16 protein-coding genes are annotated in these 15,173 nt (G+C 62.1%); 7 read left to right on the plus strand and 9 right to left on the minus strand.

From position 1 onward, the window contains the following. Positions 1–90: 90 nt before the first annotated feature. The 5 genes from OPC11_RS19830 to OPC11_RS19850 all read right to left on the minus strand — a co-directional run bounded on the left by OPC11_RS19830 (position 91) and on the right by OPC11_RS19850 (position 3,737). Entirely contained in the window at positions 91–1,089 is a 999-nt protein-coding gene (locus OPC11_RS19830) for a sulfite exporter TauE/SafE family protein (protein WP_264783082.1), read from the minus strand. Then, on the minus strand, positions 1,086–1,235 hold the full coding sequence (locus OPC11_RS19835; RefSeq protein ID WP_007980712.1) for a hypothetical protein: 150 nt from the start codon (positions 1,233–1,235) through the stop codon (positions 1,086–1,088). The genes OPC11_RS19830 and OPC11_RS19835 overlap by 4 nt, the downstream gene beginning before the upstream one ends. Before the next feature lie 337 nt (positions 1,236–1,572). Then, positions 1,573–2,043 (minus strand): DUF6691 family protein, encoded by a 471-nt coding sequence (locus OPC11_RS19840; protein ID WP_007980711.1) that lies wholly within the window; start codon positions 2,041–2,043, stop codon positions 1,573–1,575. Next, complete coding sequence (locus OPC11_RS19845) at positions 2,040–2,531, minus strand: YeeE/YedE thiosulfate transporter family protein (protein ID WP_026177962.1); 492 nt, start codon at positions 2,529–2,531, stop codon at positions 2,040–2,042. The genes OPC11_RS19840 and OPC11_RS19845 overlap by 4 nt, the downstream gene beginning before the upstream one ends. An 18-nt stretch (positions 2,532–2,549) precedes the next feature. Beyond that, a complete protein-coding gene (locus OPC11_RS19850) occupies positions 2,550–3,737 on the minus strand; it encodes an MBL fold metallo-hydrolase (RefSeq protein WP_264783083.1) in 1,188 nt (395 codons plus the stop codon). Positions 3,738–3,953: 216 nt separating this feature from the next. Here OPC11_RS19850 and OPC11_RS19855 point away from each other — a divergent pair, with 216 nt between their 5' ends. The 5 genes from OPC11_RS19855 (at position 3,954) to OPC11_RS19875 (ending at position 7,510) form a co-directional block, all read left to right on the plus strand. Continuing rightward, positions 3,954–4,211, plus strand: a complete 258-nt coding sequence (locus OPC11_RS19855; protein WP_007980708.1) for a sulfurtransferase TusA family protein — start codon at positions 3,954–3,956, stop codon at positions 4,209–4,211. Between the two features lie 2 nt (positions 4,212–4,213). Further along, complete coding sequence (locus tag OPC11_RS19860; protein ID WP_264783084.1) at positions 4,214–4,798, plus strand: DsrE/DsrF/DrsH-like family protein; 585 nt, start codon at positions 4,214–4,216, stop codon at positions 4,796–4,798. 178 nt (positions 4,799–4,976) lie between these two features. After that, entirely contained in the window at positions 4,977–5,639 is a 663-nt protein-coding gene (locus OPC11_RS19865; protein ID WP_007980706.1) for an NADH-quinone oxidoreductase subunit B, read from the plus strand. Then, positions 5,636–7,294 (plus strand): NADH-quinone oxidoreductase subunit D, encoded by a 1,659-nt coding sequence (locus tag OPC11_RS19870; RefSeq protein ID WP_264783085.1) that lies wholly within the window; start codon positions 5,636–5,638, stop codon positions 7,292–7,294. Before OPC11_RS19865 ends, OPC11_RS19870 begins: the two co-directional genes overlap by 4 nt. A 54-nt stretch (positions 7,295–7,348) precedes the next feature. Then, complete coding sequence (locus OPC11_RS19875; protein WP_007980704.1) at positions 7,349–7,510, plus strand: hypothetical protein; 162 nt, start codon at positions 7,349–7,351, stop codon at positions 7,508–7,510. A 49-nt stretch (positions 7,511–7,559) separates the two neighbouring features. Here the strand turns inward: OPC11_RS19875 and OPC11_RS19880 are convergent, their stop codons facing one another. From OPC11_RS19880 to OPC11_RS19895, 4 genes are all read right to left on the minus strand, one after another. Beyond that, positions 7,560–8,534 (minus strand): WD40 repeat domain-containing protein, encoded by a 975-nt coding sequence (locus tag OPC11_RS19880; protein ID WP_264783086.1) that lies wholly within the window; start codon positions 8,532–8,534, stop codon positions 7,560–7,562. Positions 8,535–8,660: 126 nt separating this feature from the next. After that, on the minus strand, positions 8,661–9,425 hold the full coding sequence (locus OPC11_RS19885) for a class I SAM-dependent methyltransferase (protein WP_264783087.1): 765 nt from the start codon (positions 9,423–9,425) through the stop codon (positions 8,661–8,663). 68 nt (positions 9,426–9,493) lie between these two features. Next, entirely contained in the window at positions 9,494–10,894 is a 1,401-nt protein-coding gene (locus OPC11_RS19890; RefSeq protein WP_264783088.1) for a PQQ-binding-like beta-propeller repeat protein, read from the minus strand. 194 nt (positions 10,895–11,088) lie between these two features. After that, complete coding sequence (locus OPC11_RS19895; protein WP_264783089.1) at positions 11,089–13,653, minus strand: PAS domain S-box protein; 2,565 nt, start codon at positions 13,651–13,653, stop codon at positions 11,089–11,091. 162 nt (positions 13,654–13,815) lie between these two features. Between OPC11_RS19895 and OPC11_RS19900 the strand changes: the two genes are divergently transcribed. Then, entirely contained in the window at positions 13,816–14,439 is a 624-nt protein-coding gene (locus tag OPC11_RS19900) for a phosphoribosyltransferase family protein (RefSeq protein WP_264783090.1), read from the plus strand. A 308-nt stretch (positions 14,440–14,747) separates the two neighbouring features. After that, a partial coding sequence (locus OPC11_RS19905; protein ID WP_303649059.1) for a TFIIB-type zinc ribbon-containing protein occupies positions 14,748–15,173 on the plus strand: 426 nt, incomplete at its 3' end.

The following is a 15,173-nucleotide window of genomic DNA, read 5'->3' on the forward strand; positions in this document are numbered from 1 at the left end:
ACGGCGGCGTAGTCGAACCGACGACTGCGGTGCAGTCGCCGACATCGGTTCGTTACCCGGCCAAAAATTCCACGGTGTGCCGAGGTCGGGTCAGTTCGTCGACGGGCGACCGGAAACCGACTGTCCCCTGAGTACCCGCACGGAGCTGTAGATGATGGCCCCGCTGACGAGGATCGCCGCTCCGAAAATGAGGACCATGCTCACCGTTTTGAGCGCGGCGATGCCGGTCATGGCGCTCAGTTTCTTGCTCGCGACGGCGACGCTGCCCGCGAGGAGCATCGCGGCGAAGTAGCCCTTGATGTCGTCCCCGTCTATCAGTTCGGTCGCGGCCGCGCCGATGCGCGCCCCGAGCGCGCTCCCGAGGAGCAACGACGCGACGACGGGGACGTTGACCGCTCCTTCCTGCGCGTAGACGAACGCGCCGAAACTGCCGGGAATCGTTATCTGGAGCACGCTAGTTCCGATGGCGACCTCGGCCGGAACGCCGAAGCCGTAGAGCATCGTCGGCATGAGGAGGAATCCGCCGCCGACGCCGAGGAAGCCCGAGAGGATACCGATGCCGAGTCCGATGCCGAGCGTCACCCAGAGCGAGACGGTCGTTCCGCCCGTGAACGTCAGCATCGGCGGGATGCGGACCCGTTCGAGAGCGTTCGAGAGGTCCAACGTGTCGCCCTCGTCCGACTCGCTCTGCATCGAGTCACGGAGCGTCTGCAGGCCGACGACGACAAGGAGGCCGACGTACGCAACGCTGATGACGATATCGGACAAGCCCGCTCGTTCCAACAGGAGAACCGCCCGTTTGCCGATCTCGATACCGACCGTCATCCCGGTGATTATCAGCGCCGCGAGCTTGTAATCGACCTGTCCGAGGTCACGGTGCCGAAGCGCACCGATGACGGCGGTGCCGAAGACGAACGCTAATCCGCTTCCGACCGCGACCTTTGCCGGATATCCCAACACCAGCAACGCGGGCGTGACGAGGAACGACCCGCCCATCCCGAAGAATCCGAACAGGATTCCGATGATGAGACCGAAGCCGACGAAGAGGAGAACGAGGAGGAGGCTCATACCGAGAACCTCCATCTTCATTCACCTCGGATGGCGTTCACGACGACCGAGGCGAGAGCACCGGTGGCGACGCCGTACCCGGCGTACAGCACCAACGCCTCGCTGAACACGAGTCCGACGATAGCCGCCGCATGGAGGTTTCCGCTGAGCGATTCTATTCCGAACATGGATATCCATCCGTCGTGCATCGACTGGGTGGTTGTGTACGTTTCATACTATGTCGCTTGGCCGTGGATTAGCCACAATTGCTTTTAATAGTTTTGGGTCTAGCGGGCAATACTATTCCCATATGTTATCCGGCGCTAATCCGTCACATCGTCCCCTACGGCAGATTTCGCCCTCGAACTCGGATCACACCTTCGGAGAATTGATTCAGCGACTCTTCGCTGTCGAACGCGTTACTCGACGGTGCCGACGCTGCCGGGGAAGGTTCGACGATGGTTTTTCACATCAAAAACACGACCGCGCTCCGTCACGAAACGAGTACCGCAGCCGAACGTGAAATCAGTCCGCTTCCGACGACACGGGTCGGTCGCTCACGCTGTGTTTCCGCCAGAGCCCCTGCGCGTACGCACCGGCGAACATGCCGCCGATAGCGAACAGGATGGGGTAGTTACCGATTCCGAGGCTCGCGTATGCCGCACCGGGACAGATTCCGGAGAGGCCCCAACCGACGCCGAAGATACCGCCGCCGATGAGGACGTTCCGGTCGAACGATTTCAGCCTTCGGGTGTACGCCTTTCCGGTCAAGGGTGCGCGACCGGACGAGCGGCTTGCAACTGCGAAGGTCACCCCGGTGACGACCGCCGCGCCGCCCATGACGAACAGGAGGCCGAAATCCTCGAACTGCAGGAAGTTGAGCACGACCTCGGGTCGGGCCATGTGACTGAAGCCCAGCCCGAAACCGAATATCAACCCGCCGACGACGATGAGGACGTTGAAGAGGGGTCCTCGGCTCTTCGATTCTCCGCTCATGGCGACACCCCCAAGGCCTGCACTAGTTGTGCGACGCCGATGGCGACCGCCATGAACGTCACGACGTTGCTGATGGACGTGAACGACGCGGAGCCGACGCCACATACCCCGTGGCCGGACGTACATCCCTTTCCGATACGGGTGCCGACGCCGACGAGGAAACCGCCGCCGAGGAGCCGCCACCACTGGACGTCCGTCGTCCAGAACTGGCCGTTGAACGCGAGTTGGTAGATGGCCGCTCCGCCGACGATACCCAACGTGAACAACACACGCCAGTCACGGGACGCGACGTATTTCGGTTTCTGAAACCGGGGCACGTCGGAGACGTAGGACAGTGTAGACTCCAAGAACGTGCTCGCCCCGGCGATGATTCCGGTTCCGAGGTAGATGACGGCGACGCCGAGCCCGATGAACATTCCACCGATGGCGTACCGTCCGATTCCGTTCGGGAACAGGTTCGTAAATGCAAATGCTGGCACTAAATCCATTGTTTTCCTCCTGCCACGTCAGTCGCTCGTGAGTGAATCCTGACTCGCGGCACAGTTGTTCGGCCCGAGTTCGAGCTCGAACGCTTCTTCGTCGTCTGCGTGTCGTTGCCCCAAGTTCGTTGCGATGATGTCCTCGTAGTTCGCCGGGCGTGGCGGCATGTCCGAGAGGATGAACTCGACGAACTCGTCTTTCTCCATCGAGAGCACGTCCATCGACTCGTGCAGGTCGCCGACGGTTGCGGTGTACGTGCCGTCATCGGCGGTCGTCGCCGCGTCGCTGAAGTGTGCGGGTGCGACCACTGTGTCGTCCGGGAGCGACAACACCCGTTCCTGCAGCGTCTCGTAAAGCATCGCGGCGGCGTCGGGTGCGCCGTCGTCACCTTCTTCGAGGTCGGGGCGGGCCACGCTCTCGGTGAACAGGCCGTCTCCCGTGAACAGGACGCCGCCCACGCGGTACGAGGTCATTCCCGTCGTGTGACCGGGCGTGTGGATGACTTCGATTTCCGTCTCGCCCAGCGGGAGGGTTTCGCCGTCCTCGACCGCTCGGTAGGACTCGTCGTAGTCGATGCCGCGCGCCTCCGCGGATGCGGGGACGACGGCTTCGATGTCGTCGTCCGCGACGGTTCGGACGCCGCTCACGTGGTCCGCGTGGACGTGCGTGTCGATGGCGTAGCGGAGGTCGGCACCGTATTCGTTCGCGTCCGCGACGTACTCCTCGTCGAACGCTCGGAGGGGGTCGATGACCGCCGCTTCGTCGCCCGAAACGACGAGATAAGAGAGACAACCACTCGACGGCCGCTGATACTGGATAACCGCGGTGTCCTCATCAGCGCCTTCGATCTCTTTTCGTTCGAGGACGCGTGCCCATCCCTTCATCCCGTCTTCGAGGTGGTTCACTTCGTAGTCCCGCTCGGCGAACATTCCGGCGATGTACTCGCTCGACCCGCCCTTCGCACAGAGGACGGTCACGTCCTCGTCCTCAGGGACCGGTTCGAACAGTTCGTCGTCCGGGTCGTCCAGGTATTCGAAGTAGGGAACGTTGATGGTCTCGACGTTCTCCCCGTCGATATGCCACTTCTCGTACTCGCCCGTCGCTCGGACGTCGAGAATGGTAACCGACTCCCCCGCGTCGATTTTCTCGTATAGCTCGTCGGGGGTCACCGATTCCACTTCGGCGTCCGGCGATGGAAACGCTGCGTCGCTCATGCTGTATCAACTGGTATCGGCTACAGCTACAAAAGCGTTCGTATAGTATTCCACAAATCATACAATACAGTGTTGGATTCGAATCGGAAAAACCCCACACGAGCGCACGATAGACACTATAATTAATTCGCTCGTGGATGCTATCCACAATAACCAACACACTTTTAATGGTGTATCCGATATTGTTCGATACGTCCAATATAGGAGATTCACACGATGAGTACGGAATTCGATATCACTGAGACCCTAGATGTACAAGGATTGAACTGCCCGATGCCGGTCGTGAAGACGAAACAGGCCACGGACTCGCTCGCCGAGGGCGAGGTGCTCGAAGTCGTCGCAACCGACCCGGGAAGCATGAGCGACCTCAAGGGATGGGCCGACACGACCGACGGCGTCGAAATGCTCGACCAAGAGGAAGACGAGGAGGGCGGCGAAGCGGTCTACCGGCACTTCGTTCGGAAGACGGAATAATCATGAGTACAGACACGACTAACTCCGGTGACGCCGCGGACGCGGCGAGCTCCGACGCCGACCTGGCCGCCCGTATCGAGGAGTTGGAGGCGGAGTTGGCCGACCTGAAAGCGGACGACGACGACGGACAGAAGAAGATGACCATCATCGCCACGAAAGGCACGTTGGACATGGCGTACCCGCCGCTCATCCTCGCCAGCACCGCGGCCGCCTTCGGATGGGACGTCGTGGTCTTCCACACGTTCTGGGGACTCGACATCCTGCACGAGAAGAAGTCGAAGAACCTCAAACTCAGCGCGGTCGGCAACCCGAGCATGCCGATGCCGAACGCGATGGCCGCACTCCCCGGCATGGACTCCATGGCGACGAAGATGATGGAGCGCAAAATCGAGGAGAACGGGACGGCCACCATCGAGGAACTCATCGACGTCTCGATAGATACCGGCGTCGAGCTGCAGGCCTGCCAGATGACCATCGACCTGATGGACTACGACGAGAACGACTTCTACGACGGCGTCGTCACCGGCGTCGGGGCCGCAACCGCCCTCGAACACATGGCCGAGTCCGACGTGCAACTGTTGGTCTGAGCGGCAGTAATTTTCCCCCGGACACGCCGATTTTCAGAACACGGGTTCGGTAACGACCGAATACTCATACGCCTCGCTCCCGAACGCTAGTCAGCGCCCGCAGCGGGCACATGGGGAGGGGACAATGAGTAGTGATACACATCCACCTCGACGGAGACAGGGGGCGACGGAGCGGGAGATGGTCGAACCGACCAGTCGTGAACAGGGAAAGGAGGAACTGCCGGGGCGGTTCGATTCGAAACTCCGAGAGGCGCTCGGCACCTCGCCGTTCATTCTCACGAAGTTCGACGCGTTCATGAACTGGGTGCGAGGGTCGTCGATGTTTATGTTGCAGTTCGGCATCGCCTGCTGTAGCATCGAGATGATGCACACCTACGCGGTGAAACACGACTTGGACCGCTTCGGGGCGGGGGTGCCCCGCGCGTCGCCGCGACAGGCCGACGTCATCATCGTGCCGGGGACCATCGTCTCGAAGTTCGCGCCGCGGATGAAGCGCGTCTACGACCAGATGCCCGAACCCAAGTTCGTCGTCAGCATGGGGTCGTGTACCTGTTCCGGCGGGCCGTTCCAGCAGGGCTATAACGTCATCAAAGGTGCCGAGGAGGTCATCCCGGTAGACATCCACGTTCCGGGGTGTCCGCCGCGACCCGAAGCGCTCATCTACGGTATCGCCAAACTGCAGGAGCGAATCGCCCACGGCGAGGCGAGTCCGGTCGTCGTCAAACCGTACGAACTGGAGCGGTTCGGCGACTTGGAACGCGACGAGTTGGTGCAGTCGCTCACGGACGAAATCGACGAGGACACGCTCGTCATGCGCTACAACTGGGTGGATTCGCCGTGAGTTCGCAACGAGAAGAACGCCTTCCGGCGGTGCAGGAATTGGAGGCGGACGAACTGGCCGAACTCCTCGGCGACCTCGCCATCGGCCGCGACGACCACTTGAACGCGCCGGGATTCGTCGTTCGGCCCGACGAAGTGCAGGCCGCCTTGACGACGCTCCGGGACGAGGCCGGGTTCGACCACCTCTCGTGTCTGTCGGCCCAGCAGTACGAGGACCGCTACGAGAGCATCTATCACTTGAAAAAGTACGCCGACCCCACCCAAGAGGTGAGTATCGTCGTCCCCACGCCGACCGACGCGCCCGTGAGCCAGACCGCGGAACCCGTCTACCGGTCCGCAGACTGGCACGAGCGTGAGGCCTACGACCTCGTGGGTATCGAGTACGAAGGACACCCCGACTTGCGTCGGATTCTCCTTCCGCAGGCGTGGAAGGGCCACCCGCTTTCCCTCGACTACGACCAGGACCGGCCGCAAATCGTCACGCTGGAGGCCCACAAAAACCCGATAAAACACGACGAGTACGCGGACAACGCCGACACGATGTTTCTCAACATCGGGCCGCACCACCCGGCGACCCACGGCGTCCTCCACATCGAAACCGTCCTCGACGGCGAGCAGGTGCTGGACGTTCGCCCCGACATCGGCTACCTCCACCGCTGCGAGGAGCAGATGGCGCAATCGGGAAAATACCGGCACGAAATCATGCCGTACCCCGACCGCTGGGATTACACCGCGAACATGACCAACGAGTGGGCGTACGCGCGGGCGGCCGAGGACCTCGCGGACATCGACGTGCCGGAATACGCCCAAATCCTCCGGACGCTCGGCGTCGAACTCTCGCGCATGACCGGCCACTTCCTCGCGCTCGGGACCTTCGCGCTCGACGTGTACGGCGACTTCACCGCCATCTTCCAGTACGCGTTCCGGGACCGCGAAATCGTCCAGAACATCCTGGAGGACCTGACCGGCCAGCGCATGATGTACAACTACTTCCGCCTCGGCGGGGTCATCTGGGACGTTCCGGAGCCGCGGCGGGAGTTCTTCGACAAGACGCTCGATTTCATCGACGGCCTCCCGGCGACGATGGAGGAGTATCACGACCTCCTCACGAGCAACGAGATATTCCAACTCCGCTGCGTCGATACCGGCATCCTCGAACCCGACGTGGCGAAACAGTACGGCGTGACGGGACCGGTCGCCCGCGGGTCGGGCATCGACTACGACTTGCGCCGCGACGACCCCTACGGTTACTACGACCAACTCGACTGGGACGTCGTAACCGAGGACGGCTGTGACAACTACGCCCGCGTCCTCGTCCGACTCCGGGAGGTCGAGCAGTCGGCCAGAATCGTCGAGCAGTGCGTCGAACTGCTGGAGGACTGGCCCGAGGAGGAGCGCACCCTGCAGTCGAACGTCCCCCGGACGCTCAAACCGCCGATGGACGCGGAGACGTACCGCGCGGTGGAGGGTGCGAAGGGCGAACTCGGCGTCTACATCCGCTCGGACAACACCGATAGCCCCGCGCGGTTCAAGATTCGAAGCCCGTGTTTCCACAATCTCTCGGCCCTGCCGGAGATGTCGGAAGGCGAGTTGGTGCCGGATCTGATCGCGTCACTCGGGAGCCTCGATATCGTGTTGGGAGAGGTGGATCGGTAGGCTACCCGAAGGCACACCGAAGCACTCTTTCTTTTCGCGCCCATCGTCCCGAATATGGCAAGTGTCAAACGTACCCTGACCCTGCTCGTCGCGCTCGTCGGCGTCGCCTTCGCCGTCCACTACGCCCTCTTCGGTTCGCTCCCGCTCGGCAAACCGCAGATGCTCGACGACGACGTGGAAGAGGCCGAACTCGACTTCGAAACGGCCACCGAATAACCGCGTTCGGAGACCGAACCACGGACAACCGCCTCTTTTATCGCAATCGTCAGGGCTCGTACCACGTCAGCGGCATGTACCGTCCCCGCACACGTCCGGGGGTCGGAACCGACCCGACCGTCTCCCAGTCTCCGGAGCGATGCCGGAACAGCGTCCCGCGGTGGGTCGCTGTCAGAACGTCGCCATCGACCGCACACCATCCGATTGCCACCTCGTCGGACGTCGGAAAGGAAATCCGTTCGAGCGATTTTCCGTCGTGAGACGCGAACAGCGCGTGGTTCCCCTCTTCCCACGACGAGGAGGACGCGGGTGCGCCACCGGCGTAGACCGTGCCGTCGTGGACGAACGCGCCGCGGAAATACCGCTGGTCGTGGTCGCCGTCCAATCGCGTCCACGTCCTGCCGACGTCGGTCGAACGGTACAGGCCGCTTCCGGTCGAGGCGACGATGGTCCCCTCGTCTTCGAGGACGAGGTGGTGGATGTCGTCCGTGTGCGGCGCGTCGCAGTCGATGCACCGCGACCGCCAGTTCTCCCCGCCGTCGTCGCTCACGTGAACGCCGCCGACTTCGACGCCCGCGACGAGTCGTTCCGGCGCGTCGGGGTGCGTACGGAGGCTTCGAATCTGCGCGAGACCGTCGTGGCGGTCCAACCCCCAGTCGATTCGGTCACGTAACTCCCGAAAGCCGACGACTTCCGCCCACGCCTCCGCGTCGGACGGAACGCCCGAACCGAAGTCGGCGACGAACAGGCGGGCGGGCCGCGTACCGGCGTACAGTCGCTCGCCCGACGGGGCGACGGTGACGCTGTACACCTCCTCGTCCGGGACGGAGAGAGTCGTCCACTCGTCTCCGTCGGGAGAATAGTATACCCCCGACTTCGCGGCCACGAACAGCCCGTCCGGTCCATCGAACTGCTCGACTCGAAACACTTTCTCGGCGTCGAGTAGCTTTTCGGCCGTCGTTCCCCCTGATTCGCGGAGGCCCGAAATTCGATACACGCCGTCGTCGCTTCCAGCGATGAGCATGTGAACGAAATCTATTGGGGGCGGCTTAAGTGCTATCTGAACTGCATTTTTGTAGAACATATTTCACGTTCGCGGTTCATCCGAGCGAGCGCCGATGTACCGAACCACGGAGTGAAACGGGACTTCTCACTTCCGCGCCGAGTAGACGATGGTCGGCGGAACCGTCGCCATGAGCTCCGGGGCGAAACTCCCGTACTCGGACTCGTAGCAATCGGGGTCCTCGTATCCGGGTTCCCGTATCGCTTCGACTGTGAACCCGACGTCCGTCAGGAGCGAAACGGTCTCCCCGACCCCTCGGCTGTAAATTACCATCTCCGCGTCGAACTCCTCGCTGTAGACCCGCCGCGGTTCGTCGGAGAAGTAACTCCGCTCGAATCCACCGGTCTCGGCGTCGAGGGTCTTGTAGTATGGGTGGTCCACGCTGAAGACGAGTTTCCCGTCCTCTTTCAGGACGCGATACGCCTCGGCAAAGCAGGCTTCGAGGTCGCGGACCCACTGGAACGCGAAGGCAGAAAACGCGACGTCGTACGTCTCGGATGCGACCGTCGGCATCTCCGTCACGCTGCTTTCGACGAACTCGATGTCCTGGTCGTGTTCGTCCGCGAGGGTTCGTGCGAACGCTAACTGCTCCTCCGAGATGTCTACGCCCGTCACGTCCGCTCCCCGCTTGGACACCGCAATTCCGAACTGCGTGCCGCCGCATCCGAGTTCGATGACCTTCTTTCCGTCCAAATCGCCGAGGAGACCGAGGTCGTCGCCCTGTTCCGCACCCGGCCCGAACGCGATTCCGACGGGTATCTCGCCGTCGCCGTACTCCGATTGAAAATGGTTCGCCCAACTGTTCCACCACTCCCTCGCAGTCCGCTCGGTCCCGTCTTGGGGGTCGCTCATCGTGTAAATACCGACGGGTCGGAAACGAATAAATCTAGTAAATCGGACGAGGAGTCGATGGGCGACGTTTAGCCCAACCGGTATTTCACGCCGTCGTAGATCCGCTTTCGTTGGTACACCAGTTCGCCGATGAGCCAGAAGATGAGGAGGAGGATGGCGAAGATGGCGGCGATGAAGGCGTACTCGCTCATCCAGACGGGGCGGATGAACGGCGTCACTTGGTCCCAGCGCGCACCGTAGTGGCGCATGGTGTCCTGCATCGACGTGCCCGCGAAGGCGTTCGAGAGGAACACGGACATCCTGAGGCTCTTGCCCGTTCCGGGGTCGAGGTTCGCGCTGCCGGTGATGGCGTACTGCCCTTGGGCGTTCTGGTCGGCGATGGTCGGACCGTTGGATTCGTCGCCGGTGCCGATGCGTTCGGCGTCGTAGGGGAGCCACGGCGAGTAGAACTCCCAGACGATGTTCCCCTCGGGGGTCACTTCGATGACGCGGTGGTCCGAGGAGTCCACGACGAGCGTGTTGCCGTTCGGCAGGCGGTCGGCGTCACGGGGCCAGTTGAGGGTATCGGTGGACCCGAGTTCCCACGTCCGCTTCCAGTCCTTGCCGTTCTTCTCGTACTCGACGATGCGATTGTTCTCGGAGTCGGCGACGAGGAAGGTCGGTTTGCCCGATTCGCTTTCGAGGTAGTCGGGGTTGTGTTGCTGGTTGAGGATGTCGTGGTTGTCGTCCTCGCCGAGTTTCGTCGTGACCTCGCCCGTGTTCCGGTCGACGATTATCACCTCGTCCATGTTCCGCGGGTCGAGCGCGTACTTCCCGTCGGCGATTTTCTGGACGTTGTTCAGGTGCGTCCAGTCGTTCGTGTAATCGCCGCCAGCACCCTTGTCGTAGTAGTTACGCAGGTGCCACTGCCAGACGATTTCGTCCGTTTCGAGGTCGTAGACGTACACCCGGTCGTCGTTCTTGCCGGTCGTCTCGTTGTAGTTACGCATGTTGCCGACGAGCAACTGCGTCCCGTTGTTGATGAGGTCGATGTCGTGGGTGTCGTGAATCGGGAGGAACTTCTTCCAGACCTTCTCCTTCGTCTTCGGGTTCATCTCGTAGACGAGGGTGCCGCCGCGCTGCGTCGAGACGACGAGCAGGTTGCCGTTCGGAAGCGGGTCGACGTCGTAGAACCACGTCGCGCCCTCCTTCGAGCCGTTGTACACCCATTTCACGCCGCCTTTCGGGCCGACGGCGACGAGGCGTGCGGGCTTTTTCTTGTTTCCTTGCCCTTGGAAGTGGTAGCCTTGAACGCTGATAATCGTCGTCCCGTTGGCAGGCTGTTCGATGGTTCCGGGTTTGAGATTCGATGCTTCTCGGTCGTACGTTATCGCGGAGACCACGGAGGGGGTCAACAGGGCGACGACCAGCAATAAGACGACCCCGCGCGTGAGCCAATCCCGTGGCGGGAGTCGGTCCGTCCAGTCCATAACGTAGTCATGTCCACGAACTGTTTGAGTATTTTGTGTTTCGTCGACCATTGTCGTGGTCCTGATTTTTCGTCGGATAAAACCCGAATACGGGCTGTCTGCCGTTCGATGAAGTAGTCATTCCCGACGACCCAACACGTCGAACTGGTGAGTAATGTCGGTGCGGGCGTCCGACTCAACCGACAGACGGCGCATCATTCGTCCGCCAGTTCGACGCCCGTGAACTCGAACCGTGCGCCGCCGCTTTCCGCCTCGCCGAGCGAAACCCGCCAGCCGTGGGCTTCGGCTATCTGTCTGACGATGGGTAAACCGAGTCCGGTGCCCTGCTCCCCGGTGGAGTAGCCAGACTCGAACACAGCCTCACGCGACGATTCGGGAATTCCCGGCCCGTCGTCTTCGACGAAAAACCCGCGGTCGGTCGCCGCTTCGTTCGTGGTACTAGTCGGTCGGTCGCGTTGCATCCCTCCATCCCCGGCGATACTGTCGAGCGTACCGACGCGAACGGTCACGTCAGATTGGCCGTGTTCGACCGCGTTTCGGAACAGGTTTTCGAGCAACTGCTGGAGCCGACTCCCGTCGGCGCTGATGGTCGCCGTCCACGACGCGTCCAGGGTGGCGGTGCCGGTTTCAACGGACCCCCAGGCGTTCGTGGTGACGGCCAATCCCGAGACCGCTCTCGTCTCGCTCACCGTCCGCCCCTGCCGTGCGAGGGTCAACACGTCGTCGACGATATTGACCATCCGGTCGTGGGCGCGCTCAATTCGGGAGAGGTGGTCTTCGTCCGCGGTCGCACGATACATGTCGAGATAGCCTTGTGCGACGTTCAGCGGGTTTCGAAGGTCGTGCGAGACGACGCTTGCGAACTCCTCCAACCGCTCGTTCTGCCGTTCCAACTCCCATTGATGCTCCCGCCGCTCGTCCTCGCGCTCCGCACGGTCGAGGGCGGCGGCGGTGTTCGCGGCGAGCAACTGCGCGTAGTAGATGTCGAACTCGTCCAGTCGTTCCGCGCCGAAGGTGATGACGCCGCGCGCGCCGAGCGGAACGAACGCTTCCGATTCGGCGCCCTCGATACGAGTCTCCCTGGTGACCGTCTCACCGGTCTCGTAGGTTTCCACCGTCGCCCGTCGGTCGGAAGCCGAGACCGACTCGCCGTACGCCGTCCGATGTTCCGCCGTCCGAGCGATGAGTCGGGGCGTGGCGTCCTCGCACTGCCAGATGGCGGTTACCGGGAGGCCGAGTACGTCGCGGGCCACGCGGACCGCGATGTCGCTCACGGCGGCGATGGATTCCGCCTGCATGAGGGTCCGGGTTGCGTTGTGGAGTTCTTCGAGCGTCGTCTCCCTGTTCTTTCGTTCGGTTACGTCGCGTAGATACACCGACAGGCCGTCGGCGGACGGGTACGCGTTCGCTTCGTACCACCTGTCGTACGGCGGGAAGTACGCTTCGAACGTCGTCGGTTCCTGCGTTCGCATGGCATCGCGGTAGCCGTGGTAAAACGCGGAGTCGACCGCCTCGGGGAACTCGTCCCAGATGACGTCGCCGATGATCTCCGGCGCGGTTCGGTTGAGCAACTCTTCCGCCCGCTCGTTGACGAACGTGAACCGCCAGTCGTCGTCGAGCGCGAGGAACGCGTCGGTCATGCGCGCGAGGATGTCCTCGTGCGCTTCCTTCATGCGGACGTGTTCGGTCACGTCCCGCGAGTTCAACACCACTCCCTCCACATCGACGGTCGCGATGTGGTTTTCACCCGCCGTTTCGAGATAGCGCCACGACCCGTCCGCGTGCCGAAAGCGATAGGTGATGGTCGGCGAAACCTCCGGGTTTTCGAGCGTTCGGGAGAACGTATCGGCGACGTGCGAGCGGTCGGCCGGATGAATGTATTCGAGGGCCGGTTCGCCGACGAGTTCGTCGGGGTCGTAACCGAGACGCTCGACGGAGGGACTTTCGTACCGGATTATCCCCCGGTCGTCGACGAGCGTCACGAGGTCGTGAGAGTGCTCGATGAGCGCCTTCAGTCGCGCCTCCGTCCGTTTGCGGTCGGTCACGTCACGGACAGACCCGATGGTCGCCGTACGCCCCTCGTAGGTGGTTTCGCGGACGGAGAAGTTCCCGTATCGGGTCTCCCCGTCTTTCGTCGTGAATCGGGCGTCGTAGGTCGAAACGTCGTGCGTCCCGCGCAGTCGATTTTCGGCGATGGTCCGCACGCGCTCGTGGTCGTCCGAGTGGACGAGCGACCAGACGTTGAGACCCCGTAGTTCGTCCCCGCCGTAGCCGGTCATCTCACAGGCACGCTCGTTGACGAACGTGAAGTGGTCGTCCTGATAGATGTACACCGCGTCGTGACCTCCCTCGACGACCGTTCGATAGCGCTCCTCGCTCTCTTGGAGCGCGTCTTCGGTATCGGTCGAATCGACGGCGGTTTCGATTCGCTCCGCCAACACCGCGTACTGTTCGGTCGATGCTTCCTTTTGGAGGTAATCGGTGACGCCAGCCGAAATGGCGCGACCGGCGACGGTTTCGCTCCCCGCATCGGTAAAAAGGATAAACGGGAGGGTCGGAAACCCCTCCCGAACCGATTCGAGGAGGGACACCCCGTCCATTCCGGGCAAAACGTACTCCGAAACGAGACAGTGGATATCGTCCGCACGAAGGGTGCAAAGTGCCTCCTCGCCCGAGGTTGCGGTTCGGAGTCGTAGCTGCTTCGACTCCCGTTCGAGGAACGTCGCCGCACGGTCGAGCATCTCTGTGTCGTCGTTCACGTACAGAACGACGATAGGAGGCGTCTCACCCATCTCTCAAGTTCGTTCTATAACTGGCGCATGCTGTCATAATTGTTATGTCCAGAAAACGAATTGTTCGGCGTTTTTCAGCGGCGCACACCTTTATCCGCGGGAGTCGCCTCTGTCCGAGCGGGGACAGTCATGTTCGACGACAGAACTGACGCGGGGCAACAACTCGCGTCGCTCGTCACACGGGAGGGGATAGACGCGGACATCGTACTCGCGATTCCGCGCGGCGGGCTACCGATTGGACGACCGGTCGCGGACGCACTCGACGTCCCGCTCGACGTGATTGTCGCAAAGAAACTGGGTGCACCCGGGAACCCGGAACTCGCAATCGGGGCCGTCGGCGCGGACGGAAGCGTCTGGCTGAACGACGACCTCATCGACCGACTCGGCGTCGGCGATGCGTACCTCCAAGGGGAGAAAGAGCGGAAGACCGAAGCGGCCCGCGAGAAGGCGGAGACGTACCGCGGCGGCGACCGGGTACCCGATATCGAGGGGAAACGGGTGCTCATCGTGGACGACGGCGTGGCGACCGGCGCGACGACCATCGCCTGTTTGAGACAGGTGAAGAGCGAGGGTGCGAACCGCGTTACGCTGGCCGTTCCGGTCGGGTCGCCGAGTTCCATCGAGGAGTTGCGCGGCGAGGTGGACGAGGTGCTCTGCATCGAAGCGCCGTTCCAGTTCGGAGCGGTCGGGCAGTTCTATCGAGTGTTCGAGCAGGTACCCGACGAGGTGGCGAGAACGTATCTAGAGGACTAGGATAGGGAACAGGCGCATCGTTCGAAGACGAAATGAGCCAGACGACGGGACCGAAATGCTGTGGAAGTGTTTCTCATATTATAAACCGACAGTATTTTGTTGGTTTCGATTCACAACACGGAGATTATCTGAATCTCAAACAGCGATTAACGCGCGGTAGCGGCGTCATTAACGGCGAATATGGTCCGGTGAAAATCGCACCAGATTGCGAAACATTTAAGTAACTTTCGCCCTAACCAGGAGTTAGGAACTAAGCTTCCGGGATTCTTCGGGTTTTCCCTACTGGGAGCCTCCGCCAACGCATACCCATGACTACAACCAAGATACAACGCTATAGCGAGTCCGGCGTATCGGCCCACGAACGGGAACACGAGAGCGAGGACGAGCGAGAAGAGGGCGTCTGCCCCGAATGTGGCGGCAACGTCATCAGCGACGAAGGTCGCGGCGAAACCGTCTGCGCCGAGTGCGGTCTCGTCGTCGAAGAAGATTCCGTCGACCGCGGTCCCGAATGGCGCGCGTTCGACTCGAAGGAGAAAGACCAGAAGAGCCGCGTCGGGGCACCGACGACGAAGATGATGCACGACAAGGGGCTGTCGACCAACATCGGCTGGCAGGACAAGGACGCCTACGGCAACACCCTCGGCTCCCGCCAGCGCGAGAAGATGCAGCGCCTCCGAACGTGGAACGAGCGCTTCCGCACCCGCGACAGCAAGGAGCGCAACCTCAAACAGGCG

The sequence above is a fragment of the Haladaptatus sp. T7 genome (genome assembly GCF_026008575.1).
Classification (GTDB): Archaea; Halobacteriota; Halobacteria; order Halobacteriales; family Haladaptataceae; genus Haladaptatus; species Haladaptatus paucihalophilus.

Bases quoted from the DNA above. Each gene is read 5' to 3' on its own strand.
- OPC11_RS19840 (WP_007980711.1), bottom strand. From the start codon at position 2,043: ATGAGCGGAGAATCGAAGAGCCGAGGACCCCTCTTCAACGTCCTCATC.
- OPC11_RS19830 (WP_264783082.1), bottom strand. From the start codon at position 1,089: ATGAAGATGGAGGTTCTCGGTATGAGCCTCCTCCTCGTTCTCCTCTTC.
- OPC11_RS19855 (WP_007980708.1), top strand. From the start codon at position 3,954: ATGAGTACGGAATTCGATATCACTGAGACCCTAGATGTACAAGGATTG.
- OPC11_RS19860 (WP_264783084.1), top strand. From the start codon at position 4,214: ATGAGTACAGACACGACTAACTCCGGTGACGCCGCGGACGCGGCGAGC.
- OPC11_RS19885 (WP_264783087.1), bottom strand. From the start codon at position 9,425: ATGAGCGACCCCCAAGACGGGACCGAGCGGACTGCGAGGGAGTGGTGG.
- OPC11_RS19900 (WP_264783090.1), top strand. From the start codon at position 13,816: ATGTTCGACGACAGAACTGACGCGGGGCAACAACTCGCGTCGCTCGTC.
- OPC11_RS19845 (WP_026177962.1), bottom strand. From the start codon at position 2,531: ATGGATTTAGTGCCAGCATTTGCATTTACGAACCTGTTCCCGAACGGA.
- OPC11_RS19865 (WP_007980706.1), top strand. From the start codon at position 4,977: ATGGTCGAACCGACCAGTCGTGAACAGGGAAAGGAGGAACTGCCGGGG.
- OPC11_RS19890 (WP_264783088.1), bottom strand. From the start codon at position 10,894: ATGGACTGGACGGACCGACTCCCGCCACGGGATTGGCTCACGCGCGGG.
- OPC11_RS19835 (WP_007980712.1), bottom strand. From the start codon at position 1,235: ATGTTCGGAATAGAATCGCTCAGCGGAAACCTCCATGCGGCGGCTATC.
- OPC11_RS19880 (WP_264783086.1), bottom strand. From the start codon at position 8,534: ATGCTCATCGCTGGAAGCGACGACGGCGTGTATCGAATTTCGGGCCTC.
- OPC11_RS19875 (WP_007980704.1), top strand. From the start codon at position 7,349: ATGGCAAGTGTCAAACGTACCCTGACCCTGCTCGTCGCGCTCGTCGGC.
- OPC11_RS19850 (WP_264783083.1), bottom strand. From the start codon at position 3,737: ATGAGCGACGCAGCGTTTCCATCGCCGGACGCCGAAGTGGAATCGGTG.